Genomic DNA, 23,560 nt, shown 5'->3' with positions numbered 1-23,560 from the left:
GGAAGGGTGACCGATGGCGATCCGGACCCGGTCCGTGGACTCCACAAGCTGGGACGACGTGACGGAGGTGTTCGGACCCAGCGGTGGCAGCGCGGGCTGCTGGTGCACGTTCTGGCGGCTGACCAACCAGGAGGCCAACGGCAAGACCCCGGCGGACAACCAGGCCGTGCTCGAGGAGGTGGTGCGTTCCGGCGGCCAGGCGGGCGTTCTGGCGTATCAGGACGGCAAGCCCGTCGGTTGGTGCTCGGTGGCGCCACGCACCGTGTACAAGCGGGTGTTCCGCACCAAAGGCCTAGAACCGGCCGACCCGGAGGACGCGGGCGTGTGGTCGGTGGTCTGCGTGTACGTCAAGAAGGAGAGCCGAGGCGCCGGGGTGGCGGGCAACCTGCTTGAGGCGGCCGTCAAGCACGCTCGCGCGCAGGGCGCGACCGTCATCGAGGGCTATCCCATCGCCGGCACCAACCCCAAGAAGAAGTCGGTGCTCTCCGCCGGCACCATCGACCTGTTCACCAAGGCCGGGTTCTCGGTCTACCGCGAGCCCTCGACAGGCAGCCGGGTCATCATGCGCCGGAAGCTCAAGGGCTGAGCGGCTCAGCCCGGCACGGGCAGCGCCCGTTGCCGGAGCTTCTCGTAGTACGGGCGGTGGTGTTCGAGAAACCCGGCCAGCACGGGGTTGTTCGTCACCGTGTCCGGATAGGACGCACGGGTTCCGGTGAAACCGTTGGTGCGGCTGGTGGATTCGTGCCACCGCTGGGCACTGCGCCACTCGTTCAGCACGCCGGGCCGCCAGGCCAAGGCGGACGCGACGAACGGGATACCGATGGCGTCGCAGTACGCCCGGACAGTTTCCGCGGGACGCTCCACGAGGTCTTCCGCGGTGATCAGCACGGGCGGCTCGCCGGTCTGGGCGGCGACAGCGTCGTAGATCTCACTCAGCCGGCCGAATCCGATGTCCTCCAGCCGTACGTCCGGGTTCAGCGCGTAGTGCGACGCGATCACCTCGGCCGGGTCCCTGATCAGGAAGGTGTGTGTCGCCTCGCGCAGGAACTCGTCGTCGGCCAGCAGGCCGGGGTAGTGGAAGTCCGTGGTGTCCTTGAAGAACACCGGCCCATGGCCGGCACGCGACCGGATGGCGGCGATGAGGTCGTGCTCGGTGACGACCGTGGTGCCCGCGACCACGGCCTGCCCGAAGTCGGCCAGGCCGGAGAAGGGTTCGTGCAGTACCTCGAAGTCGCCGCGTTCGACGATCATCCGCAGGAACGCCGTCGACCTCGACCGCGGCGCGCTCCACAAGGCGAGGATCCGCCGGTTGCCAGCTCTCGTCATGCCATCTCTCCTTCTGCCGCACGGACACTGTCATGGTCCCGGCCTGGCCGCCAGCCGCACGTCAACCGGCAGGCTGAGCAGGCCCCAGGTGAAGTTGGACGCGGTGAACACCGGCGCACCGCATCCCTCGACCGCCGCCACCCGGCCGATCAGCTCTTCGAGGTAGACGGCCAGTTCGAGCCGGGCGAGCCGAGCGCCGACGCAGACATGCCTGCCGTGCCCGAACGTCACATGCCGGTTGGGCGTACGCGCGATGTCGAACCGGCCGGGTTCGGGGAAGACCTCGTCGTCGTGGTTGGCCGCGGCGTTCCACACCGTGACCTGATCACCGGCCTGAATCCGCACCCCGCCGACCGAGGTGTCCCGGGTCGCTGTCCGCAAGGCGTGCACGCCAGGTGTGGTCCAGCGCAGGATCTCCTCGACGGCGGCGGGAATCGCCGCCGGGCCGCCTTCGCGCAGCCGGTTCCACTGGTCAGGGTGCTCGATGAACGCGAGCACCGCGCCCGCCGCCGAATGCCGGGTGGTCTCGTTCGCCCCGGCCAGCACGCCGTTGCAGTTGAACACCACCTCTTCGTCGCTCAGCGCCCGGCTGCCCGACTGTCCACACGCGACTCTGCTGATGAAGTCGTCGCCGGGGTCCGCCCGGCGACGTGCGAGGATCTCGGAGAAGTACAGGAAGATCTCCGCGTGCGCACCCGCTCGCTCCGACTCGTCACCGGACTCGAACGCGCCGGTCGTGATCTCGCCGATCCAGGCCCAGTCGCTCCTGGGCAGCCCCATGATCGCGCAGACCACGTGGTTGGGGATCGTCTTCACGACATCGACGAGGTCGACCCGGCCGTCCACCAGGGCGTCGTCGAGCACCTCCCGGACCACCTGCCGGACGAGGAGTTCCAGCCGGGGCAGCTCAGCCGGTCCGAACGAAGCACCGACCGCCTTCTTCAACGCCGTGTGCGTCGGCGGGTCGGACACGATCAACATGCGCTGGGACACGGCTTTCACCGCGTCCGGGTCGCTGTCGAGCCGCATCCCGTGCCGGGAGCTGAACGTCTCGTGGTCGGCGTACACCCTGGTCACGTCCCGGTGCCGGGTGAGCACCCAGAAACCGCCCCCGGCCGGGTCCTCGTGCCAGTGCACCGGTGCGTTCTTCCGTAGCCAGTCCAGTACCGGAAGGTGCCGGTTGGCCGCGAACAGACTGTGATCCTTCAGGTCCACGTGCACCGCTTCACCTCCTCAGCCGTCCATGGCCTTGCGGAGGCTCAGCGGCCGCATGTCGGTCCAGTGCTCGTCGACGTGCCGCACGCAGTCAGCCTCGGACCCGGTGAATCCGGCCGGGCGCCAGCCCGGCGGCGGACCGTGTCCGGCCGGGTGGAGGGCGTACTGCTGCTCGTCGTTGATCAGGACCGTCCACTCGTCGAAAGCCTTGTCAGCCACTGCGGTCTCGTGCTCCCTCGGTCAGCGCCGGCCCTCCGGCGAGCTCGCCGAGCCGGTCAAGGATCAGATCGAGCTGGGTGTCGGGAAAGTAGTGGTTCCCGGCGAACGTGGTGCGGTGGAACGTGCTCGCCGTGTAGCCGCCCCAGCCGTCGAGTTGCCCGGCGTCGGCGATGCTGTCCTCGTCCCCGGCCCAGGCCAGGATGGGACAGCTCAGTGGAACGTCACCGGGGCCGGTGAAGGACAGCGACAACACGGCGTCCTTGCGCAGCAGGTCGAGCCAGAGCTCACGGTCCTCCTCCTCGATGTCGGCCATGCCCGGGCGCGCTTCGAGCAGCCGGCTCACCTCTTGCACGTCGTCGAGCAAGGTGTGCCCGGCGTCCACCCACATGTGCGGTGGCCGGCAGGCGGCCACGACCAGTGCCGTGGGCCGAAGCCCGTGCCGGTCGCCGAGGGCACGGACGATCTCGTAGCCGAGCAGCCCGCCGAAGCTGTGCCCGTAGACCGTGAGGCCGCGTCCGGCAGGCAGCCTTGGCAGCAGTTCCGTGAGCACGTCGCCGACCATGGCGTCCACAGAGGACGGATGGGGTTCCGGCCAGCGTGATTCCCGGCCCGGCAGCTGCACCCCGACGACCTGCACCACCGGACCGAATCGCTGTTGCCACACCCGGAACTGCCCGGCGCCCGCACCCGCGGGCGGCAAGCACAGCAGTAGTGGCCGACCGGGATCGTCGGGCTGCCAGGACACCAGATACGAGCCGGTCATGGCGCGGACATCTCGTGTTGTGCGGCAAGACGGTCCAACTCGCCGGCGAGATCCGCGGCTGTGGGGTTCGACAGCAGGTGACGGGCTGACACCGGCAGGCCGGTCCTGCGCCGCAGTTCGGCGACCGCACGGGCGGCGAGCAGGGAATGGCCGCCGAGTTCGAAGAAGTTCCCGTCGACGTCCGTCACCGGCCTGCCGAGGTGGTTGGCCCACACCTCGCACACCTGGTGTTCTCGCGCAGTGCTCGGCGGGCGGCCGTCGCCGGGTGACCGTCCCGAATCCGAGTACGCCAGTGCCCTGGCCAACGCGGTCCGGTCGACTTTGCCGGTGTGGGCGGTCGGCAGCGCGGGGACCTCGTCCACTGTGGCCGGGCACATGAAGTCGGGCAGGAGTTCCGCACAGCGTGCACGGATCGCTTTCGCGACAACGGCTGGATCATGGCCGGCCAAGGCCACGAACGCCAGCCCCAGCACATCCCCCGCCGTCGCGACGAAACAGGCCGTCGCGGCGACCCCGGCCACCTGGGCGGCCACTCGCTCGACTTCGCCGAGCTCGACCCGGAAACCTCGCAGCTTGACCTGGTTGTCGGCCCGGCCGAGGAAATGCAGCCGTCCGTGCTCGTCGAGCCGCACCAGATCGCCGGTGCGGTACATCCGGCTCCCCGTGGCGAACGGGTCCGGCAGGAACCGGCTCGCCGTCAGGCCGGGGCGGTTGCGGTAGCCACGGGCGACCGCCGGGCCCGAGACGTACAGCTCACCGATCTCGTCGGCGGCCACCGGTTCGAGCCGTTCGTCCAGCACGTACCCGCGGTAGCCCGGCATCGGCCGGCCGATCGTGGTGGGGTCGTCCCCGGCGGCGGTGTCCGCCCAGGTTGCCGCGATCGTCGTTTCGCTCGGGCCGTACACATTGAGAAGGCGACGGCCGGCCTGCCATCGCCGTGCCATCGCCGGTGGGCACGCTTCACCCGCGACGACAAGGACTTTGGTCGTCGGCAGCGGTGCCTTCAAGGTGGCCAGCAGCGATGGGGTCAGGCTCACGGTGTCGGTCCGGAGTGTCGCGAGCGTGGCGTCCAGGCTCTGGTCGCCTGCCGGGTCGACGATCGCGACACCCTTGCCGTGCAACAGGTACAGCAACGTGCACCAGAGCCAGCCGTCGAAGGCGGGGGACACCGCGTTGAGACCGAGCCCGCCACGCTCCAGCCGGAGCAGGGCCAGCGCGTCCAGGAACGTGTCGAGGTTCCGGTAGCTGGTCTCGACGCCCTTCGGCCGACCGGTCGTGCCGGAGGTGTACACAAGGTAAGCGCGGTTCTCCGGATGGACAGGGCGACGTGCCGAGAGCGGGCCGGTGGCGTCCGGGCTGATGAGCGTTGTGGTCGGGGCCAATCCGTCGGGCGGCCGCTCGGCGACGACCAGCCGCAGGTTGGCGTCCTCCCGCAGGAACTTCATGCGTTCGGCCGGGTGGGCCGGGTCCATCAGGACGGCTGACGCGCCGGCCAGCCACACCGCGAGCAGGCCGGGCACCATGTGCCGCGAGCGGCCGAGGTAGAGTCCTACCGACTCCTCGCCGCGCACGTCGGCGAGGGCGCCGCTCAGCTGCCGGGCCCGGGTGAGCACCTCGGCGAAGGTGAAGGTTCCGTCCGGCGCGGTGACGGCCACCGCGTCCGGTGTGTCAGTCGCCGCCAGTTCGACGGCGTCGATCAGCCGCCGCGCGCCTCGATAGCCGTTCATCGCTCGGCCGGCCCACCGGTCCTGGCGGCGAGATCGCCACGGACGGCGTCGTAGAACAGCTGCCTGGTGCTGCGGTCGGGCTCGATGCCGAGTTGGGTGCGCAGCTGGTTGGCGCAGGTGAAGTACCAGTGCATCACGCGTGACGGCTGGTTCGCCCCGGCGTGCCAGCGCATCAGCTCCCGGTAGCTCTCCTCGCGGCACGGATCGATCTGCAGCATCCGTTGGTGCAGCTCGGGCATGACGGTCCGGTCGCCGTCCCGCCGTGCCAGCAGGGTCAGCTCGTCGATGGCGCCGAGCAGGCGGTCCTTCAGTTGCTCACGGCGCACCATCGCCCAGACGTCCTGGCATTCCGGCAGATAGGAGCCGGTGTAGAGATCGACGGCGGTGCGGTAGTGCCTGCGGACCTCGCGTTCACGGCCCGCCTTCGCCGCACGAGCGCCGGCGTCGAGTGCGCGTTCGAAATCGTCGACGTCGATCACGGCCTCGCTCGCGGTCAACGAGTAACCGTTGCGGTGCAGGTCGATCCACAACTGGGGCCGCCCGCTGCCGTGGCCGCGGCGATGTGCGTCGGTGATCAGGTTACGCAGGTGGTAGACGGCCACCTTGAGGGAGACGTCAGGGGACCGGGCGGTCGAATCCCCCCAGACCGAGTCGATCAGGGTCGCCTTGGACACCGGCTTTCCCGCCTCGGTCAGCAGGCACTGGAACAACTGGCGGGCCCGGCCCGCGCGCCAGCGCTCGATCCTGATGCCGTTGATGACGACGCTGAACTGGCCGAGGGTTCTCACCGTGGTGCCTCGGCCCTGGTCTGGTGGTGCACCGTCCTGCAGCATGGCATCTCCCTGCACACCTCTGCCGTCAAAATAACTACAGTAAACACACTATAGTTATCGACCGGTGTGCTCAAGGGTCCCCGGCGAGGAGACCAAGTCGGCGACCGTCTTCGTGGGCTCGGCCGCGGCGCGGGCGATGACACGGCTGAGCCGCCCTGCCCAGCGTTCGACGGTGCTGCTCGTGTAGGCCTCGCTCGGGTAATGCACGGTCAGCGTCGCGGCCGAAGGCTCCTCCACAACGGTGAAGGTGATGTACCGGTGCGCGTTGGGCATGGGCAGGATGACCGGCCGCATCGGCAGATCCGGCGCGAGCGAGGCGTGGTGGCCGGTCTGGTCGCCCGACAGGAACACGAGCATGGCGTCGAACAAGGGATTGTGGAACGCGCCCGGTTTGGCACCGACCGCGGTGACGACGTCGTGGAACTGCGCGGCCTGATGGCGTAGCGCGCCACCGACCACATCACGGGCCTCGGTCGCCAGCTCGGCGAAGGTCACTGACGGCGCCGTACGAATCCGCAACACCACGGAGTTCATGAAGTATCCGATCAACTCGGCGATCGCGCTGTCGGTGCGGCAGGCCACGGGGCAGCCGAACAAGACGTCGTCCGTCCCGGTCTCCCCGGCGAGGAACACGGCGAACGCCGCGGCCAGCGCGGTGAAGGGCGTGCCACCGAGCCGGGCGGACAGGTCGGCCAGTGCCTCCCGGCCATGGGGTAGCGGCAGTTGCACGGTCGCGCCCGGCAACGTGCTCACGGCAGGCCACGGATGATCGGATGGCAGCCGCATGTCCTTCGCGCCGCGTAGCTGTTTACTCCAGTAAACCAGGTCGGCGTCCGAGTCCAGGGTGCGCTGCCAGACCGCGTAGTCGCCGTACTGCACCGGCAACGGCGGAAGCGCCGCCGGCTGTTCGCACACCGCGGCGCGGTAATAGACGGCGAGCTCGCGCTCCAGGATTCGCGACGAACGCTCGTCGACGGTGATGTGATGCAGCAAGAGCAGCAGCAAGTGCCGTCGCGGCGCGAAACGCCACAGCCGAACCCGTACGAGGGGACCGTTACGCAGGTCGAACGGCTCACGGGCGGCCACGGCCGCGAGCGCCACTGCCTCCTCGCGCGAACCCGCCGTGCCAATCCGCACGTCGGCGGGCAGATCCCGGTGGATCACCTGCATCACCCGCACGCCTTCCTGGGCGTACGTGGTGCGCATGATCTCGTGACGGGCCACGACCGCGTTGACGGCCTTGATCAGCAGTGCTGGCACCAACGGGCCGGTGATCTCGTAACACGCGGGCACGTGGTACGTGACGCTGTCCGGCGCCATCCGCCACATCATCCACTGTGCTTGCTGGCCGGGCGAGACAGGCAAGCGGACGGGCCATGGTCCACGCGGGGCCGCGGGGATCTGGCTGGCTCGCGGGCCGGTCGGACCGGCGTCGCCGGACAGCAACTGGCGGCGGTCAGCGGGGGACAGGGCGAGGAAACGGGTCAACAGGTCGTCGGTCATGCCTCTCGTCTCCGTCAGGTCATGCTGGCGACGACCCCCGCGACACGGGTGCAGTTCGCGTCGCCCAAGAGCTCCTCGGGGCCGCCGGGAAGGGCGACAACCGACGGTCTGCGGCCGAGGTCGCGGCCGGTCGTCCGGATCGAATGGACGTCGGCGACCCAGTACACCGAGCCCCGGTAGCCCGCGACCGCGTCACGGTCGGGCGGTGCGCCACCGAGGACCAGCACCGGCGGCAGCAGTCCGGTTTCCTGGTACAGCGCACAGGCCGTGCGCAGCACGGGCCTGCCGCCGTCGCCGCGTCCGGCGAGCACGACCGAGTCGGACCCGATCACGGTCAGCAGGCCTGACAACTGTTCCCGGGTGGTTAGACCGTGTTCGTCGGGTACGTCGATCCGGCACATTCCGCGGCCGGGCTCCAAGGCCGCCGCGAGGCCGGTGTAGTCCGAAGGATCGTCCGGCCGGGTCAGCAACACCAGCGGCGGCAGGCGGCCCGCGGACTCGGCCAGCCACGAACTCGTGACGTCCGCGCGAGGGCTGCCGCCACGCACCATGGCGCACCGGATGCGGCGCGCCAGCGCCGGGATGGTCGGCGATTCCACCACTGTCTCCAGCGCGAGGTCGATCCCGAGCTCCTGCTTGGCCCGTGCCACGACTTTGGCGGCCCGCACCAGGTCACCGCCCTGCCGGAAGAAGCTCGCGGCCGACACCTCGGCGGTACCGAGCACGGCCGACCACGTGGTGGTGACCCACTCCTCCTCCCGGCTCTGCCGTCGAGGCCTGTGGTCGACCGCGGGAGGCCAGGCCGACAACCGGGCGAGCACGGCCCGGTCGGTCTTCCCGTTCGGGTTGAGGGGCATGGACTTCACCACGACATAGGAGGACGGGACCAGGAACGCGGGCAGCAGGCGGCTCGCGTACTCCCTCACGTTGTCCACAACGGACTCGCCGGCCTCTTCCGTGGGCTGGAGGTAGGCGACGATCCGGTAGCTGTCCGAACCGGTTCCCGAAATGACCACCGCGGCCATGGCCACGTCGGGGTGCCTGCCGAGAATCGTCTCGACCTCGCCCGGCTCCGCGCGGTGTCCTCGGATCTTGACCTGACGGTCGTTGCGTCCACGCAACTCGATGCGGCCGTCCGGGCGCAGCATGGCGAGGTCACCGGTGCGGTAGACGCGCTCGCCGGGGCGCAACGGGTCCGGGATGAACCGTGTCGCGGTGAAGCCCGGCATGCTGGGATAGCCGCGAGCCAGGCACACCCCGCGAATGCAGAGTTCCCCCACGGTTCCCGGCGGCACCGGCTGCAGCCACCGGTCGACGATGAGGACACCGGCGCCCCCGATCGGCCTGCCGATGGGCAGGACTGGTGGCTGTGGTCCTCGCGGCACAGGTTCGCAGGCCATGTACATCGACGCCTCGGTCGGCCCGTACGTGTGCCACATGGCTTTGGTGCAGGCGGTCAGCCGCGCCGCGAGTTCCGGCGTGACGAGGTCGCCACCGACGTGCGCGACCAGGTCAGGGTCGCCGGGCCAGCCGCACAGGAACAGCATCTGCCAGGTCATCGGCGTGGCTTGCATGAAGTCCGGCCTGACCGCCGCAAGCAGGTCCTTGAGCGCGTCGCCGTCGCGGGCGGCCGACGAGCCCGCGACGACCGTCTGGCCGCCGGAGATCAGCGGAAGGTAGAGCTCCAGCGTGGCGATGTCGAACGAGATCGTGGTGACCGCGAGCAGGCTCTGCCCGGGCTGGAAACCGAGCAGTTCACGGGTGGCCAGCAGACAGTTCGCCAGACCTCGGTGCGTCACCGCGATGCCTTTGGGCGTCCCGGTCGAGCCGGACGTGTACAGCACATATGCCGCCCGGTCGAGCAGATCCGCCGGCCAGGTGATGGGTCCGTCGACAGACTCGGTGATCCCGGTGCGCAGCGCGGCCAACGGCAGCACCCGGACGCTGTCGTCGATGACCAGCCCGTCCACGATGCCGTCGGTGATCAGCACCCGGGCGCCCGAGTCGCGCAGCACATAGGCCAGCCGGTCTGGTGGGTGCGTGGGATCGAGCGGCACGACCGTGCAGCCTGCCTGCGCCACCCCGAGCAACACGGCCGGAAGTTCCGCACTTCGGCTGAGCAACACCCCCACCCGGGTCTCCAGTGGCAGGCGCAGGTCGGTGATTCGCTGGGCGATGTGTTTGCTCAGCGCACCGAACTCGTGATACGTCAAGGCATCCGTGCCGCAGCGGATCGCCACGGTGTCCGGGGAACGGCCGACCCAGTGGTACACCAGGTCGATCAGGCTCAGTGTCGCCTGCTCCGGCACCGGCAACGGGGCCGGGCTGCTGTACCGGTCGAGCGCCCTCTCGTCGCGTGGGGAGAGCACACGCAGCTCGGCGACTCGCTTCTCCGGGTTGGTGATCGCGTCCTGAAGCAGGATCACGAACCGGTCGGCGAGATCGCGCACACTCACGTCGTCGAGTTCGCCGGTGGCGCTCGCCCAGACCAGTTCCCGGACTGTGCCGTCGTGATGCGTGCGTGCGGTCAGGGACAGATCGCACATCGTTGTCGGCAGGTCCAGGGCGACCTGGTCAACCCGCACGCCGGGCCATGCCGGGCCCGCCGAAGGCGCGGGCTCGTCGTGGAAGTGGACCTGCACGACGGAGCCGGACGCCGGGCTGGTGCTGGGTTTCAGGGCAGTGGCCAGCAACGCGAACGGGAACTTCCCGGCCTGCCCCACGCGGCTGCTGCCGTGGTGCTCGTCCGCGAGCCCTTCGGCGAAGCTCGGATTCTCGCGGAGGTCGTTGCGCAGCACCACCAGATTGCCCAGCTGACCCACGACACCGGCCGTCTGGTCGGTGCGCATGGTCATCGGCGTCGCGATGAGCAGGTCCGGCTGACCGGTGTACCGACTCAGCAGCACCCGGAGCGCGGTGAGCAGTACCGTCTGCGACGTCGTCCCGTGCCGTGCGGCCAGGCCGGCCACGCCTGCCGCGAGGCCGGGGCCGACCGGACGGCACACGGTGACGGCCTGACCACCGGGCCGGGCCCGTGGCCACGCCACCCGATCGGGCACGCCGGCCAGCCGGGCCAGCCAGTACGACAGCGAATCCAGTGCCGCGCCGGTGCCGAGCCATTCCCGGGTCGCGGCCGCGGCCGCCGACCAGGACGGCCCGGCCGGAGCCGGCAGACGGACAAGCCCGGGAGAGGCCGACGTGTAGGCGGCGCACAGATCGGCCAGCACGATGTCGAGGGATTCGAGATCGCACACCATCGAATGCGCGACAAGGACAAGGAGATGGTCCTCGGGGCCGGACCGGTACAGCCGGATTCGTACCAGCGGACCGTGCGGTAAGTCGAACGGGTGCGACACCTGGGCACGGGCCAACGCGGCACGTTGCCGGTCGGTGAGCCCGTCCGTGTCCACCACCACGACGTCGGCCCTCAGGTCGGACCGGCGCGGCAGGGGGACTCCGTCCACGCTCTCGAACGTCGTCCGCAGCGCCTCATGCCTGCGCATGACGTGGGTCATCGCCGCGGCGAGGCGGTCGGCGTCGACCCGGCCGAGGAACCGGAAAGCCTTGCCGCGGTGGAAAACCGCGGTAGTCCCGGCCAGCTGTTCGGCGAACCAGGTCTCCAGCTGCGCAGGCAACACCGTGGCGGGTGCTTCCGGGCCGTACGAGGTTCCGGAGACGATCACTGGTGTCACCTTTCCGGTGCCGTCGATGGGGTGGTTCGCGGCCCGGTGGCGCCGGGCGGGACGGTCACCAGGGCCAGTCGGTGCGATCGATCGGGCGCGGAGCGGGAGATGTCAGTGATTCCACGAGGAACAGCGTTGTGGATCCGCAGGTCCGGTGCATCGTCACGGCCGCTGATCTCCTGGTCAACGATGTGTTGAGCCCCGGCCGGTGATAACCGCTTCGTCACTGCGGCGAACTTACGTTGCCGGTGATCAGTTTCGCCGACTCCGCGGCCGGCAACGGACGCGGCAAGGCGGCGTGGACCAGTGGAGGCAACGTTGTCCGTGCAATCCATTACACCCAGCCAGCTCGACGACCGGCTCGCCGAGCACATCGCCGAGCGCTACCGCGATCCGAACTCGGTCCGCGCGTTGTCCCAGCACTTCCGCCGTGAGGGCTACGTCAAGCTCACCGGCCTGGTGCCGGAGGACCTGTTCAGGCAGGTGTCCGACGAGGTCTACAGCCTGATCGACCTGCACGCCCGGCGGATCGACCTGCTGATGAAGGAGACCGGCAGCTCGCCGAGGTACATGAGCACCGTCAGCCAGAAGTCCATCGCCGAGGACGGCCACCTCATCCCGGCGGTGTACCAGTCGGAGGTGCTGACCGGCTTCCTGTCGCAGGTGGCCGCCCAGCCGGTGGTCGAGTGCCCGTGGGAGGACGAGAAGTACGTCATCATCCGCCAGCACAAGAAGGGCGACACGCACGGCTGGCACTGGGGTGACTTCTCGTTCACCGTCATCTGGATCATCGAGGCGCCCGCGCTCGAGTACGGCGGCATGTTGCAGTGCGTACCGCACACCGACTGGGACAAGGAGAACCCGCGGGTACACGAGTACCTCGTGAACCACCCGATCAAGACGTACGCGCATCAGACCGGTGACCTGTACTTCCTGCGTTCGGACACCACGCTGCACCGGACGGTCCCGCTCAACGAGGAGAAGACGCGGATCATCCTCAACACCTGCTGGGGCAGCGAGTCCGACCGGCTCAAGACGCAGACCCACGAGACCATGGAAGCCATGTTCAGCTAGTGCCTGTGTCATCGCCATCGAGCCGAGGGGTGGTTGTGGACAGTCACGGCACAGCGGTGACAACGGCCCCGCGAATACGCGGAGTCGGCACGGCGGTTCCGGCGTTCTCCTACACCCAGGACGAGTTGCTGGACATCTACCGGATCGACGACGAACGGATCCGTTCGGTATTCCACAACAGTGCGATCAAACGCCGGTATCTGAACCTGCCCGGTGCGGGACCGGACGGCACGAGGTATGTGGAGACCCAGGGAGAACTGGTCAGGAAACACCGCGACTCCGGTATCGACATGGGCGCCAGGGCCCTTCAGGCCTGCCTGAAGGACGCGGAACTCACCCTCGACGCGGTGCAGTACCTGTGCTGTGTCTCGTCGACCGGGTTTCTGACTCCCGGATTCAGCGCGTTGCTGATCCGCGAACTTGGTCTCTGGCACGGTTGCGGCCGCATCGACATCGTGGGAATGGGGTGCAACGCCGGGCTGAACGGGCTGAGCGCGGTCGCCTCGTGGGCCCGCGCCCACCCGGGCCAGGTGGCCGTCATGGTGTGCATCGAGGCCTGCTCAGCGGCGTACGTGGTCGACGGAACCATGCGCACGGCCGTGGTGAACAGCTTGTTCGGCGACGGGGCGGCGGCGGTCGCCCTGGTCGCCGGGCCGGAGCGCACCGGTCCCGGCGCCACCATCCTGAAATTCGCCAGCTGCCTCATTCCCGACGCCATCGAGGCGATGCGGTTCGACTGGGACGACGACCACGGGAAGCTGAGTTTCTTCCTGGACCGGGACATTCCCTACGTGGTCGGCTCGAACGCCGAGGGAATCGTCAACCGGCTGCTGGACGGCACGGGCCTGCGGCGCAGCGACATCCGGCACTGGACCATCCATTCCGGCGGCCGGAAAGTCATCGACTCGATGGTGGTGAACCTCGGGCTGAGCCGGCACGACGTGCGCCACACGGTCGGCGTCCTCGAGGACTTCGGCAACCTCTCCAGCGGATCTTTCCTGTTCTCCTACGAACGGCTGCTCGAAGAGGGCGCGATCAACGAAGGGGATCACGGGGTCTTCCTGACGATGGGCCCCGGATCGACGATCGAAGCCGCGCTGGTGCGCTATTGAGCGGCCAGGGACATCGCGGCTCGTTGGCAGAGGCGGTGGATAGTGACACTCGGCATGGACACCGAGTTCGTCCTCGACGTGGACAGTGACGTGTCGCTGTCGCCTGAACTGGTGGCGGCAGTGCACGCGTTCTGCGACCGCGTCGAGGACCTCGCTGCCGGTCTGGTCGCGGTGCTCCGCGTCAACGGCACCGACCAGCCCGGCGCCGGACGGCCGTGGCCCGGCGAGGTGAACGTGCACCTGGTCGGCAAATGGGAGCAGGCGTTGCGGCGGGTGGAGCGGCTCGGTCCGGCGTCGATCGCCGTGGCGGGCGGGAACTGCGGCGGCCCGGCACTGGAACTGCTGCTCGCCGGTGACTACCGGATCGGGCTGCGTGACCTGCGCTTGGCGGTGCCGGTCGGTCCGGGTGGCTCATGGCCGGGCATGGCCCTGTACCGGCTGGCCAACCAGCTCGGGGTGGCCCGGTCCCGGGCTGTGCTGTTGTTCGAGCAGTCGTTCTCCGCGCAGCGGGCGCTCGAGGTCGGCCTGGTCGACGAACTCGTGGACGATCGCGACGCGGCGGTCGAGGCGGTGCGGACCAGGTCGGCGGCGCTCAGTGGCGACGCGGGCGTGGACGTGGCGGTACGCCGCAGGTTGCTGCTCGACGCCGCGACGATGAGCTTCGAGGACGCCCTCGGCGCTCATCTCGCGGCCTGTGACCGGGCATTGCGACAGACCCGTCCGGACTGACGCGATGGACGACACGATCCTCGCCCAGCCTGCTGTGACCGGCGAGCTGACCGCCGACCTGACCGCGTTGACGAGACATGTCACCACCGGGGAGGAACTGCTGGCCGGTCTGGCGGCCAAACCCAGCCGCGGCCGTCAGGAGCAGGATCGCGCCGATCGGATCCATCACTCTTGCCGTGCCGCACGCGCCCGGTTCCTGCAAGCCCATGCGACGGTCGTGTACGACACCGTGACCGACGGCAGGACAGCCGATCTCCGGTTGGCCGAGCTGGTTTTCGCGGTGGCCGATGCCTTTCCCGGCCTGGTGCCGACACGCGCGCAGATGGCCGCGGAGGCCGGACATGACCAGGCGGGCAAGGAAGGCAGGGAGATCGACCAGGCGATCTTCTTCCGTGCCGTGCTCGCGGCACCAGGCCCGGGGCGGCATCTCGTTGACGTGATGCGCAAGCCCACGCCCCGGGCACTGGCGCTGCTCGCCGACTTCCAGTGCTTCGGCCGGCTCGATCTGGGCACGGTCCTGATCGAGCGCCACGACGCCGCCGCGCACGTGACTTTCCGCAACCACCACACCCTCAACGCCGAGGACAACAGGCTCACCGAAGACCTGGAGACAGCGGTGGACCTCGTGCTGCTGGACGACGAGGTCGGCGTCGGGGTCCTGCGCGGCGGCGAGATGTCGCATCCCCGGCATGCGGGCAAGCGGGTGTTCAGCGCGGGCATCAACCTCAAGCACCTCAACGCGGGCCGGATATCCTTTGTGGACTTCCTGCTCCGCCGTGAACTCGGTCCGCTCAACAAGATCGCTCGCGGTCTGGTGGCGGACACCTGGCCGCGGCCGGCACTGGAGAAGCCGTGGATCGCCGCGGTCGACTCGTTCGCCATCGGCGGTGGCGCGCAGCTGCTGCTGGTCGTCGACCACGTCATCGCCGAGTCACGGGCCTTCTTCAGCCTGCCCGCCGCGAACGAGGGAATCATCCCCGGCCTGGCCAACCTGCGGCTGGCCCGGTCCGGCTGGGGACGGTTGCCGCGGCAGCTCGTTCTCGGTGGCCGCACGATTCACGCGCAGGAACCCGATGGCGGGTTGTTCTGCGACGAAGTCGTGGAACCCCAGGACATGCGGGCCGCGATCGAATCGGGTGTGCGACGGCTCAACGGCCCCGCGGTGGTGGCCAATCGCCGGATGCTCCGGCTCGCGGCCGAACCCGGCGACAGATTCCGCGAGTACCTCGCGGAGTTCGCGCTCGCCCAGGCGTTGCGGATCCACGACGCGGACGTGCTTGCCAAGACCGCACGGTTCGCCCTCCAGTCCCAGGCGGACGGTGAACGTGGCTGAAAAGCGTGTCCGTTACGAGAAACGGGACCGAGTCGGGTACGTCACGCTGTCGCGCCCGCACGTGCTGAACGCCATGGATTTGCGTACTCACGAGGAACTGGCGGAGATCTGGGACGACTTCGAGCGGGACGACGACGTGTGGGTGGCGGTTCTGACCGGGGCCGGTGACCGTGCCTTCTCGGTAGGGCAGGACCTGAAGGAACTGGTCCGCAACGGGACCCCGGCCGCCAGCTTCGGCAGCCGCGGCAAGCCGGGCTGGCCACGCCTGACCGAGCGGTTCGACTTGTCCAAGCCGGTTGTGGCCAGGGTCAACGGATACGCGCTCGGCGGCGGGTTCGAGCTCGCCCTGGCCTGCGATGTCATCGTCGCCTCGGCGGACGCCACGTTCGCTCTGCCCGAGGCACGTCTTGGCCTGATCGCGGGCGCCGGCGGGGTTTTCCGGTTGACCAGGCAGTTGCCGTACCGGACAGCCATCGGGCACCTGATCACCGGCCGGTCGTTGAGCGCCGGCCGGGCGTACGACCTGGGTCTGGTCAACGAAGTCGTTCCGGCAGAGGAACTGGACGCCGCCGTGGCCGGCTGGGTCACCGACATCCTGAGGTGCGCTCCGCTGGCCGTGCGGGCGATCAAGCAAGCCGCCGCGGCGTCGGCGCACCTGCCGCTGGCGCAGGCGTTCACGACTCGGTACCCCTGGGAGGACATCCGGATGCGCAGCCGGGACGCCGAAGAGGGACCGCGGGCGTTCGTCGAGAAACGTGACCCGCGGTGGCGTGCGGAGTGATCAGGACAGTTCGAGCCGCATGAGCCAGCGGGGCAGGTTGGCGCGGCGGGACGCAGTCTCCAGCACCCGTTCGAAGCCCGCTGCTTCGAACATTCCCACGGTGCCGACGTAGGCGAACGAGCCGTTGATCCGTGCGCCGTCGGTGTCGACGGGATAGGACTCGAGGGCCTCCACCCCGCAGTCACGGGCGTAGTCGATGGCGCCGTTCAGCAGAGCGCGGGCCACGCCTTTGCGCCGGTAGCCCGCCCGTACCACGAAGCACACAATGCTCCACACAGGACGGTCGTCCAGCTTGGGGATCGTGCGGGAGCGCTGTAGCCGTCCCATCTCCGTCCGCGGTCCCAGTGCGCACCAGCCGACAACGGTGTCGTCCACGTAGGCGAGCATGCCCGGAGAGTGCTCCCGCTCGCACAGGTCCCGCATGTGCTGCGGGCGCTCTTTGCCCTTGAGCTTGTTGAACTCGCTGGACGTCAGCCGGTAGTAGAGGCACCAGCAGGCAGGCGCGTCTTCTCGGCGCGGCCGCAGCAGCGTCGCGACATCGTCGAAGCGGTCGGCGGTGGCCGGGTGAACCTCGAGAGACACGGCGGTGACGCTAGCAGCCACGTGCACACCAGTAAAGAACCGGCCCACGTGTCCCCGCTTGCAATCTTTCTGCTGTTACCATCAACATGGTGACTTCAGTGTACTCACTCTGTTGAGAGCGAGCGTGGATCCGGTGAAGGTGGACCAGCCCGAGTTCGGGAAGCGACTGCGTGCGCGGCGGATGGCCGGTGGGCTCTCGCAAAAGGACATCGCGGGCGGCGTCGTCGCCCCGAGCTACATCTCGCTGCTGGAGAACGGTGAGCGGGTGCCGACGCTCGACGTCGTCGTCCACCTCGCCGCCGCGCTCGACACGACACCCGGCGACCTGCTCGGCGACGAGTCGTGGGACAGCCTCACACCGGCCAAACAGGGTGGTCACAACCGGATCGTCGACCGGTTCGAGGCTCGCAGGCTGGTCGCGATGGGCGATTTCGCGCGGGCCAAGAAGATGCTGGAAGAGCGCCGCTCGGCGCTGGGCAAGTCCGGCGACCGGGAGCAGTACCTCGAACTGGGGATCGAGCTCTCCGGCGTGCTCGCCGCCTTGGCGATGCAGGCCGAGCGGCTGGAACTGCTCGACGAGCTGACCGCGCTGCCGGAGGTGCGGGCCGCGGTCGAGATCCAGGTGTCGCTCGCCATCGACCGGGTCGCCACCTTGCGTGAACTCGGCAGGCTCTGGGATGCCCGGGTGGCCGGCTACGGCACGATGACGGTACTGGAACAGTCGGACATCCGAGGCGGCGCCGACCACGTCCGCCTGCTGGGCGTGCTCGTCTCCATCCTGTGTGAGCTGGGCGAGTTCGACACGGCACGCCCCCTGCTCACGGAGATGCTGGCCATCGCGGACGGTCTGGGCCCCGATGCCGCTCCGGGTGTGCTGGGTCGTGGGCACTGGGCGGCGGGCATGGCCTACGCCCGGATGGGCGAGTTCGACCTCGCCCGTGACCACCTGGCGCGGGCCCGTGCCACGCTGTCGTACGCGGCGATGCCGACCAGTGACTGGCTGCGGTTCTGCCGCTCGACGGTGTCCATCCTGCTCGACGCCGGCGACCTCGCCCAGGCCGCGGAATGGCTCGAGGTGACCGAGCTGACCGCCCGGCTGACCGGGTCAGTGGTCGAGCAGACCGCCGCGGCCCGGGAACGTGCCCGGTACGAGTTGGCGTCGGGGAACCCGGCGGCGGCTGCCGAGCTGTTCGGTGCGGTCACCAGTGGAAAGAACGCGCTGACCGGGCTTGACCTCGTGACGGCGCAGGTCGGTTACAGCGATGCGTTGGCCCAGCTTGGCCGGTATGACGAGGCTGTTGACCTGTTGCGCAGGACGGCCGTGCAGAGTGAGCGGCTGGGTAGCTTCCGGCATGCCGCTGAAGCCTGGCGCCGGATCGATCAGCTGCGGGAGTCGGCGGACCGTCCGCGCTCCTGACCTTCCAATCGGCGCGCGGGCGAGAACGTCGACATCCCGCCTTGGCGCCCACTATGTCTTGACATGAGTAATCAGCCCCATAACTATAGTGAACGTCCGTGGATGACTGCCGATGGACGGGGGCTGAGGATCGATGGTTCAGATGGGACGTCTGTCGGCCGAACGTAGGCTTCTCGTCGACCAGATGCGGGCGGGCCGTGCCGAGTCCGGTTCCGGGGCGCCGGTTCTCCGGCCGCGGTCCGCGGACCAGGTCTTCGTTCCCCAGTCTTATGCCCAGGAACAGATGTGGCTGGTCGATCAGCTGTTGGGCCCGTCCGTCGTCGGCGCCGCGCCGTTGTTCCTGCGAGCCAAGGGCGCCGTCGACACCGAGGCGCTGCGGCGTGCGGTCACGGCCCTGATCGGCAGGCACGAAGCGTTGCGGACGACCTTCGCGATGGTCGACGGCGAGCCGATGCAGGAGGTCCATCCACCGCCGTTCATGGACTTCGCGGTGGTCGACCTCTTGGGACACAGCGAAGAGGAATGTGCTGAGCAGGCGCGCCAGGAGTTGGCCAAAGGATTCGACGTGCGCACCGGTCCGATGCTGCGCACGAGGGTGTACCGCCGCGCGGCCGACGACACGTTCGTGCTTGTCGCACGGCACCACATCCTCGTCGATGCCTCGTCGGACGCCGTGTTCCTGGCCGAACTGGCTGAGCTGTACCGGTCCGAGGTGACCGGGACACCCGCCGTCCTGCCCGAACTCGCCGTCCAGTACCCGGACTTCGCTGTGTGGCAACGGAAGTACCTCACCGGCGAGCGACTGGAGAGCCTGCTGTCCTATTGGGACGCCAGGCTGGCCGAGCCGCCTCGGCCGCTGACCTTGCCGGGATCCCGGCCGCGGCCGCGGTTGCGTACCACTCGAGGTGAGTTCCTCGCCACGCCACTGACCACCGATCAGTCCGCCGGAGTGCTCGGGCTGGCCCAGATCGAACGCGTCACACCGTTCATGCTGTTGCTCGCCGTCCTGCGGGTCGTCCTGTGGCGCGGCACAGGGGAGCGGGACGTGCTCGTCGGCACACCGATGACCGGCCGGACCCGTCCGGAGACGCAGGCGCTCATCGGTTTTCTGATCAACATGGTGGTACTGCGCCATCCTGTCGACGACACGCTGACCGTACGCCGGTTTCTGGCGGGCGAAAGGGAATCCGTCGTCGAGGCGTACGATCACCAAGACCTTCCCTACGCGCTGCTGGCGCGCCGGCTGGCCCGGCCGATGTCGTTTCTCAACGTCGTCTTCTCCTACGAGCCAACGGAATCGTCGGTTCCTCCGTTCCCTGGGCTGGTCGTCAGCGAGGTCGACCTGGGGCTCGCGGTGTCCCAGAACGACCTGGAGGTCAAGGTCGTCCGCGATGGCGCGGCGATGACCGTGCACTGGGCGTACGACGACGAAATCATCGACCGCGACACCGTTGCCAGTCTGGCCAGGGCATTCCAGGCGTGTCTGGCCGCGGCGGTCGCGCAACCGGACCTGCCACTGAGTGAGTTGCCCGCGCCGACCGGCATCGGCCCGGCAGCCGGCTCCGGGCCGGATCAGCGGCGTTCGGCCGAGCCGGCCACCCGGCCACCGACCGGGGCGATCGAGGAGCAGATCGCCGACCTGTGGCGGGAACTCGGCCACGACCCGGTCCGGTCGGACGACGACCTGTTCGCGCTCGGCGGCCATTCGCTGACCGTGGCCAAGCTCGCCTTCCAGTTCGAGGCCGTCTTCGGACTGACCGTCTCGGTGGCCGACCTCTTCACCCATCCCACGGTCGCGGGCCAGGCGGCACACGTCGAGCGGCTGCTGCGCGCTCGTCTATCCACAATGGACAACGACGAGGTCGGGCGGAAACTCTCCGGCCTCCACTGAAACCAACCACCACCGAGCGGAGACAGCCATGGCAGAGAGCCGGCTACGCGGCCATTCGGACTTCACCAAGCTGTGGTTCGGGCAGACGGTCAGCAACTTCGGCGACCGGATCTCCCGGATCGCGCTGCCGACCATCGCCATCGTCGACCTGCACCGCGGGGCCTTCGAGGTCGGCGTGCTCGCTTTGCTCGGCGCGTTGCCCTTCCTGCTGCTGAGCCCGATCGCGGGCGCCTGGATCGACCGGGTCTCCCGGCGGTCCGTGCTGATTCTCGCCGATCTCGGACGGCTGGTCGTCCTGGCGACCGTGCCGGTGGCGTACTGGCTGGACGTGCTCAGCATGGCCCACCTGTTCGTCGTCGCGGGCCTGACCGCGATCCTGACCGTGTTCTTCGAGGTGGCCTACCAGGCGTACCTGCCCTCCCTGGTGGGGCGGGACGCGATCATGGAAGGCAACCAGAAGCTCCAGATCAGCCGATCCATGGCGACCGTCGGCGGCGCCGCGGCCGGTGGTGGCCTGATGCAGGCGGTGGGCAACGCCGTCGCGGTGCTGGTGGACGCGTTGTCCTTCCTGGTCTCCTTGGTCGCGGTGGTGCTGATCAAACACCGGGAGCCGGAGCCTGAGAAGACGCCCGGGGCCAAGGGCGGTGGCGTGCTCGGTGGAATGCGGGACGGGTTCGGCACGGTCCTCGGTGACGGCAGGCTGCGCAACCTGATGCTGTCGACCACGCTGGTCAACTTGGCGTCCGGGGTGGCGACTCCGCTGGTTCTGCTGTACGCGTACCAGGAGGCTTCGCTGAGCCAGGTCGAGGTGGGCATCGCGTTCGCGGGCGCGGGCATCGGCATGATCCTCGGCGGCGTGCTGGCCAAGAAGGTGGCCGCGATCGTGACGGTCAGCGGAGCGCTGGCGCTCTCCATCGTGATGGTCGGCGTGGCCATCCTGGTGCTGCCGATCGCCGGCGTGAGCCTCGCGCTGGTGGCGTTGATCGTCTCGCAGTTCCTGCTCGGCTTCGCTTACTCGGTCTACCAGATCCACGTGCTGAGCCTGGTCCAGACCTTGGTGCCGGTCGAGATGCTCGGCAGGGTCAACGGCGCGGCGCTGTCGGTGGTGTGGGGCATGGCGGCGTTCGGTGGCGTGCTCGCCGGTGTGCTCGGCAGCACCGTCGGCGTCCGGTTGAGCCTCGTCATCGCCGGTGTCATGGCGACTGTCTCGGTGCTGTGCATCCTGCTGAGCCCCTTGCGGGCGGTGCGTGACCTGCAAGGCCAGGAATCCGCGAAGGTGCCGGCGAAGGCGTGAGCGGCATGCGGACGGGCTGCACGCTGTGGTTCACCGGGCTGCCCAGCTCAGGGAAGTCCACACTGGCCACTGAGCTGGCCGCGCGGCTGGGCCACCGGGCCGAGGTGCTGGACGGTGATCTGCTGCGCAAGGACTTCTTCCCCGAGCTGGGTTTCTCACGGGCGGACCGGATCGAGAACGTCCGCCGTGCCGGTCGGCTCGCGGCGATGCTGGCCGCGCATGGAGTTGTCGTGGTGGTCCCGGTGATCGCGCCGTACCGATCCGCCCGCCAATGGGTCCGGCAGCTGCACATCGACGCCGGTCTGCGTTATGCGGAAGTGTGGGTGGACGCCCCGGTCGAGGTGTGTGCGCACCGCGACGTCAAAGGCCTGTACGCCAAGGCACGCCGCGGCGAGCTGCGGGGACTGACCGGGATCGACGACCCGTACGAACCGCCGGATGCTGCCGAACTGCACCTGCGCACGGACCACACCACTGTGCTCGAATGCTTGGCGGAGTTGCGGCAGTTGGTGGACGTGATGTGCGCCGCCGAGACAGCCGGGAGTGTCTGGCACTGAGGTCTGCACTCACCGTGGTCCCTGTGGTCCCAGAGTCCGGGTTGGGACGGTCCGGCTCGGCACCGGTATCCAGCGCAGGGCAAGCACGGCGAGCGCGGTGTGCAGGACGCTGGCTGTTGCGGCGACCACGTGCAAGCCCGTGACGAAGGCTGTCTTCGCTTCCTCGGCCAGCGCGGGCACGAGGCCGGGGAGCTGGAGCGTCTCGTCGAGAGTGGGGGCCAAGTCCGGTCCGGAAATCCGGAACACCAGGGCGGCAAGAGAACCGAGCAACGCGATGCCCAGTGCGTTGCCGATCTCGTTGCTGGTCTCGGCGATCGCTCCGGCCGAACCGGCTCGTTCAACGGGCACGGCACCGACCGCGGTGTCGGCGACAACCGCGAAGGAGATGCCGTAGCCGACACCTGCGACGGCTGTGGACGCGATGTACCAACCGATCCCGCCCGTGATCGTGGTGGCGAGCAGGAACAGCAGGCCTGCCGCGATCGAGAGGTGACAGATGGCGAGCGAGGTTCGCTTACCGACGCGGTCGACCACGAAGGGCGTGACGATGCAGGTGATGGTGAGCACCGCGGCGCCAGGAAGCGCGAGCAACGCCGCGGCCAGGACCGACAAGCCAAGGACGGACTGGAGGTAGATCCCCGCCAGGTACGCGGTCGCCGACCACGCCGCCAACGGCAACAGCCCGGTGATGATCGCGATCGTGAAGACACGATCACGGAAGAGCGAGAACTCCATCAACGGGTGCTCGAGGCGCCTTTGCCGTCGCGCGAACCACACAAGCAGGATCACGCCTGCGATCCCGATGACAACGGAGTCGACTGACAGGCCCTCGGTGGCCGCGTGTTTGAGGCCGTAGACCGCGAGCAACAGGCCGACCGCGGACAGCACGACACTGGTGAGGTCGACTCGGCCTGGCCGCGTCGCGCGGACCTCACGCAGCAGGACCGGCGCGAGGACCAGGAACAAGGCGATCACCGGCAGGTTGACCAGGAAAACCGAACCCCACCAGAACGTCCGCAGCAGGACACCGCCGACGACCGGGCCGATGGCGAACCCGGCGGCGAACGCGGCCGCGAAGATACCGATGGCCTGCGCCCGTCGCCGCGGATCGGCGAACAGCTCGCTCAACACCGCCAGCGCGGACGGCAGGAGAGTCGCGCCGGCGACGCCCATCAGGGCACGCGCGGCGATGAGAAACTCCGCGCTCGGCGCGAACGCCGCCGCGACTGAGCCGATGCCGAAAACCGTCGCGCCGACCATCAGCAGCCTCAGCCTGCCGTACCGGTCGCCGATGGCGCCGAACGCGATCAGCAGGGAACCGACGGCGAAACCGTAGCTGTCCAGGATCCACAGGGCTTGGCCGGCGGTCGGGGTGAGGGCCTGGCTGATCCGGGGCATCGCCAGGAAGAGGATCGACCCGTCCATCGAGACCAGCAGGACGGGACCGAGGAGGACCAGGAGGCCAAGCCAGGCCCGCAGGCCGGGGGAGTGCTGTCGAGACATGTCGTGCACAGTCCGGCA

Annotated in this window: 20 protein-coding genes; 10 read left to right on the top strand and 10 right to left on the bottom strand. The window is 69.0% G+C overall.

Features of this window, described 5'->3' with window-relative positions:
• The first annotated feature begins 13 nt into the window (after positions 1 to 13).
• Entirely contained in the window at positions 14 to 586 is a 573-nt protein-coding gene (locus tag GC106_RS42195) for a GNAT family N-acetyltransferase (protein ID WP_173141809.1), read from the top strand.
• Positions 587 to 591: 5 nt separating this feature from the next.
• Here the strand turns inward: GC106_RS42195 and GC106_RS42190 are convergent, their stop codons facing one another.
• From GC106_RS42190 to GC106_RS42155, 8 genes are read right to left on the bottom strand one after another with little or no spacing between them, the layout of a single operon-like run.
• Positions 592 to 1,326 carry a sulfotransferase-like domain-containing protein gene (locus tag GC106_RS42190; protein ID WP_173141808.1) on the bottom strand — a complete coding sequence of 245 codons (735 nt, stop codon included), beginning with the start codon at positions 1,324 to 1,326 and terminating at the stop codon, positions 592 to 594.
• Between the two features lie 30 nt (positions 1,327 to 1,356).
• Positions 1,357 to 2,547, bottom strand: a complete 1,191-nt coding sequence (locus tag GC106_RS42185) for a cytochrome P450 (RefSeq protein ID WP_173141807.1) — start codon at positions 2,545 to 2,547, stop codon at positions 1,357 to 1,359.
• 12 nt (positions 2,548 to 2,559) lie between these two features.
• Positions 2,560 to 2,760, bottom strand: coding sequence for an MbtH family protein (locus GC106_RS42180; RefSeq protein ID WP_173141806.1), 201 nt, complete (start codon positions 2,758 to 2,760; stop codon positions 2,560 to 2,562).
• The gene (locus tag GC106_RS42175; protein ID WP_173141805.1) at positions 2,753 to 3,523 is read right to left on the bottom strand and encodes a thioesterase II family protein; all 771 of its coding nucleotides are present in this window, start codon (positions 3,521 to 3,523) and stop codon (positions 2,753 to 2,755) included. Before GC106_RS42175 ends, GC106_RS42180 begins: the two co-directional genes overlap by 8 nt.
• Positions 3,520 to 5,250, bottom strand: coding sequence for a non-ribosomal peptide synthetase (locus GC106_RS42170; RefSeq protein ID WP_173141804.1), 1,731 nt, complete (start codon positions 5,248 to 5,250; stop codon positions 3,520 to 3,522). Before GC106_RS42170 ends, GC106_RS42175 begins: the two co-directional genes overlap by 4 nt.
• On the bottom strand, positions 5,247 to 6,083 hold the full coding sequence (locus tag GC106_RS42165) for an AfsR/SARP family transcriptional regulator (protein WP_173141803.1): 837 nt from the start codon (positions 6,081 to 6,083) through the stop codon (positions 5,247 to 5,249). The genes GC106_RS42170 and GC106_RS42165 overlap by 4 nt, the downstream gene beginning before the upstream one ends.
• 54 nt (positions 6,084 to 6,137) lie before the next feature.
• Positions 6,138 to 7,586, bottom strand: coding sequence for a condensation domain-containing protein (locus tag GC106_RS42160; RefSeq protein ID WP_173141802.1), 1,449 nt, complete (start codon positions 7,584 to 7,586; stop codon positions 6,138 to 6,140).
• Between the two features lie 14 nt (positions 7,587 to 7,600).
• Positions 7,601 to 11,269, bottom strand: a complete 3,669-nt coding sequence (locus tag GC106_RS42155; protein WP_173141801.1) for a non-ribosomal peptide synthetase — start codon at positions 11,267 to 11,269, stop codon at positions 7,601 to 7,603.
• Positions 11,270 to 11,593: 324 nt separating this feature from the next.
• On the opposite strand from GC106_RS42155, the gene GC106_RS42150 reads away from it, so the two are divergent.
• The 5 genes from GC106_RS42150 to dpgD are packed head-to-tail and all read left to right on the top strand — an operon-like array spanning position 11,594 to position 16,298.
• Positions 11,594 to 12,343 (top strand): HalD/BesD family halogenase, encoded by a 750-nt coding sequence (locus GC106_RS42150; protein WP_415830218.1) that lies wholly within the window; start codon positions 11,594 to 11,596, stop codon positions 12,341 to 12,343.
• Between the two features lie 56 nt (positions 12,344 to 12,399).
• Positions 12,400 to 13,455, top strand: coding sequence for a 3,5-dihydroxyphenylacetyl-CoA synthase DpgA (gene dpgA, locus GC106_RS42145; RefSeq protein ID WP_312873321.1), 1,056 nt, complete (start codon positions 12,400 to 12,402; stop codon positions 13,453 to 13,455).
• 54 nt (positions 13,456 to 13,509) lie between these two features.
• Positions 13,510 to 14,184 carry an enoyl-CoA-hydratase DpgB gene (gene dpgB, locus GC106_RS42140; protein ID WP_173141798.1) on the top strand — a complete coding sequence of 225 codons (675 nt, stop codon included), beginning with the start codon at positions 13,510 to 13,512 and terminating at the stop codon, positions 14,182 to 14,184.
• A 4-nt stretch (positions 14,185 to 14,188) separates the two neighbouring features.
• Positions 14,189 to 15,517: a (3,5-dihydroxyphenyl)acetyl-CoA 1,2-dioxygenase DpgC gene (gene dpgC, locus GC106_RS42135; protein WP_173141797.1), complete on the top strand. Its 1,329-nt coding sequence runs from the start codon at positions 14,189 to 14,191 to the stop codon at positions 15,515 to 15,517.
• On the top strand, positions 15,510 to 16,298 hold the full coding sequence (gene dpgD, locus GC106_RS42130) for an enoyl-CoA-hydratase DpgD (RefSeq protein ID WP_312873320.1): 789 nt from the start codon (positions 15,510 to 15,512) through the stop codon (positions 16,296 to 16,298). Before dpgC ends, dpgD begins: the two co-directional genes overlap by 8 nt.
• Here the strand turns inward: dpgD and GC106_RS42125 are convergent, their stop codons facing one another.
• Complete coding sequence (locus GC106_RS42125) at positions 16,299 to 16,880, bottom strand: GNAT family N-acetyltransferase (protein WP_173141795.1); 582 nt, start codon at positions 16,878 to 16,880, stop codon at positions 16,299 to 16,301. It abuts the gene before it with no gap.
• Positions 16,881 to 16,992: 112 nt separating this feature from the next.
• On the opposite strand from GC106_RS42125, the gene GC106_RS42120 reads away from it, so the two are divergent.
• The 4 genes from GC106_RS42120 to cysC all read left to right on the top strand — a co-directional run bounded on the left by GC106_RS42120 (position 16,993) and on the right by cysC (position 22,039).
• Positions 16,993 to 18,297, top strand: a complete 1,305-nt coding sequence (locus GC106_RS42120; RefSeq protein WP_173141794.1) for a helix-turn-helix domain-containing protein — start codon at positions 16,993 to 16,995, stop codon at positions 18,295 to 18,297.
• 142 nt (positions 18,298 to 18,439) lie between these two features.
• Entirely contained in the window at positions 18,440 to 20,188 is a 1,749-nt protein-coding gene (locus GC106_RS42115) for a condensation domain-containing protein (RefSeq protein WP_173141793.1), read from the top strand.
• 28 nt (positions 20,189 to 20,216) lie between these two features.
• Positions 20,217 to 21,482, top strand: coding sequence for an MFS transporter (locus tag GC106_RS42110; RefSeq protein ID WP_173141792.1), 1,266 nt, complete (start codon positions 20,217 to 20,219; stop codon positions 21,480 to 21,482).
• A gap of 5 nt (positions 21,483 to 21,487) precedes the next feature.
• Entirely contained in the window at positions 21,488 to 22,039 is a 552-nt protein-coding gene (cysC, locus tag GC106_RS42105; RefSeq protein WP_173141824.1) for an adenylyl-sulfate kinase, read from the top strand.
• A gap of 9 nt (positions 22,040 to 22,048) precedes the next feature.
• Here the strand turns inward: cysC and GC106_RS42100 are convergent, their stop codons facing one another.
• On the bottom strand, positions 22,049 to 23,542 hold the full coding sequence (locus tag GC106_RS42100) for an MFS transporter (RefSeq protein WP_173141791.1): 1,494 nt from the start codon (positions 23,540 to 23,542) through the stop codon (positions 22,049 to 22,051).
• Between the last annotated feature and the right edge of the window lie 18 nt (positions 23,543 to 23,560).

Source organism: Kibdelosporangium persicum (genome assembly GCF_013280595.1).
In the GTDB taxonomy this organism is placed as follows: domain Bacteria; phylum Actinomycetota; class Actinomycetes; order Mycobacteriales; family Pseudonocardiaceae; genus Kibdelosporangium; species Kibdelosporangium persicum.
The sequence above is the reverse complement of the archived record's forward strand: the minus strand, read 5'-3'. Positions and strand labels throughout refer to the sequence as shown.

Excerpts from the sequence above, each read along its gene's own strand:
- dpgC (WP_173141797.1), top strand. The coding sequence starts at position 14,189 with ATGGACGACACGATCCTCGCCCAGCCTGCTGTGACCGGCGAGCTGACC.
- GC106_RS42170 (WP_173141804.1), bottom strand. The coding sequence starts at position 5,250 with ATGAACGGCTATCGAGGCGCGCGGCGGCTGATCGACGCCGTCGAACTG.
- GC106_RS42165 (WP_173141803.1), bottom strand. The coding sequence starts at position 6,083 with ATGCTGCAGGACGGTGCACCACCAGACCAGGGCCGAGGCACCACGGTG.
- GC106_RS42190 (WP_173141808.1), bottom strand. The coding sequence starts at position 1,326 with ATGACGAGAGCTGGCAACCGGCGGATCCTCGCCTTGTGGAGCGCGCCG.
- cysC (WP_173141824.1), top strand. The coding sequence starts at position 21,488 with ATGCGGACGGGCTGCACGCTGTGGTTCACCGGGCTGCCCAGCTCAGGG.
- GC106_RS42160 (WP_173141802.1), bottom strand. The coding sequence starts at position 7,586 with ATGACCGACGACCTGTTGACCCGTTTCCTCGCCCTGTCCCCCGCTGAC.
- dpgB (WP_173141798.1), top strand. The coding sequence starts at position 13,510 with ATGGACACCGAGTTCGTCCTCGACGTGGACAGTGACGTGTCGCTGTCG.
- GC106_RS42115 (WP_173141793.1), top strand. The coding sequence starts at position 18,440 with ATGGGACGTCTGTCGGCCGAACGTAGGCTTCTCGTCGACCAGATGCGG.
- GC106_RS42110 (WP_173141792.1), top strand. The coding sequence starts at position 20,217 with ATGGCAGAGAGCCGGCTACGCGGCCATTCGGACTTCACCAAGCTGTGG.
- GC106_RS42175 (WP_173141805.1), bottom strand. The coding sequence starts at position 3,523 with ATGACCGGCTCGTATCTGGTGTCCTGGCAGCCCGACGATCCCGGTCGG.
- GC106_RS42100 (WP_173141791.1), bottom strand. The coding sequence starts at position 23,542 with ATGTCTCGACAGCACTCCCCCGGCCTGCGGGCCTGGCTTGGCCTCCTG.
- GC106_RS42195 (WP_173141809.1), top strand. The coding sequence starts at position 14 with ATGGCGATCCGGACCCGGTCCGTGGACTCCACAAGCTGGGACGACGTG.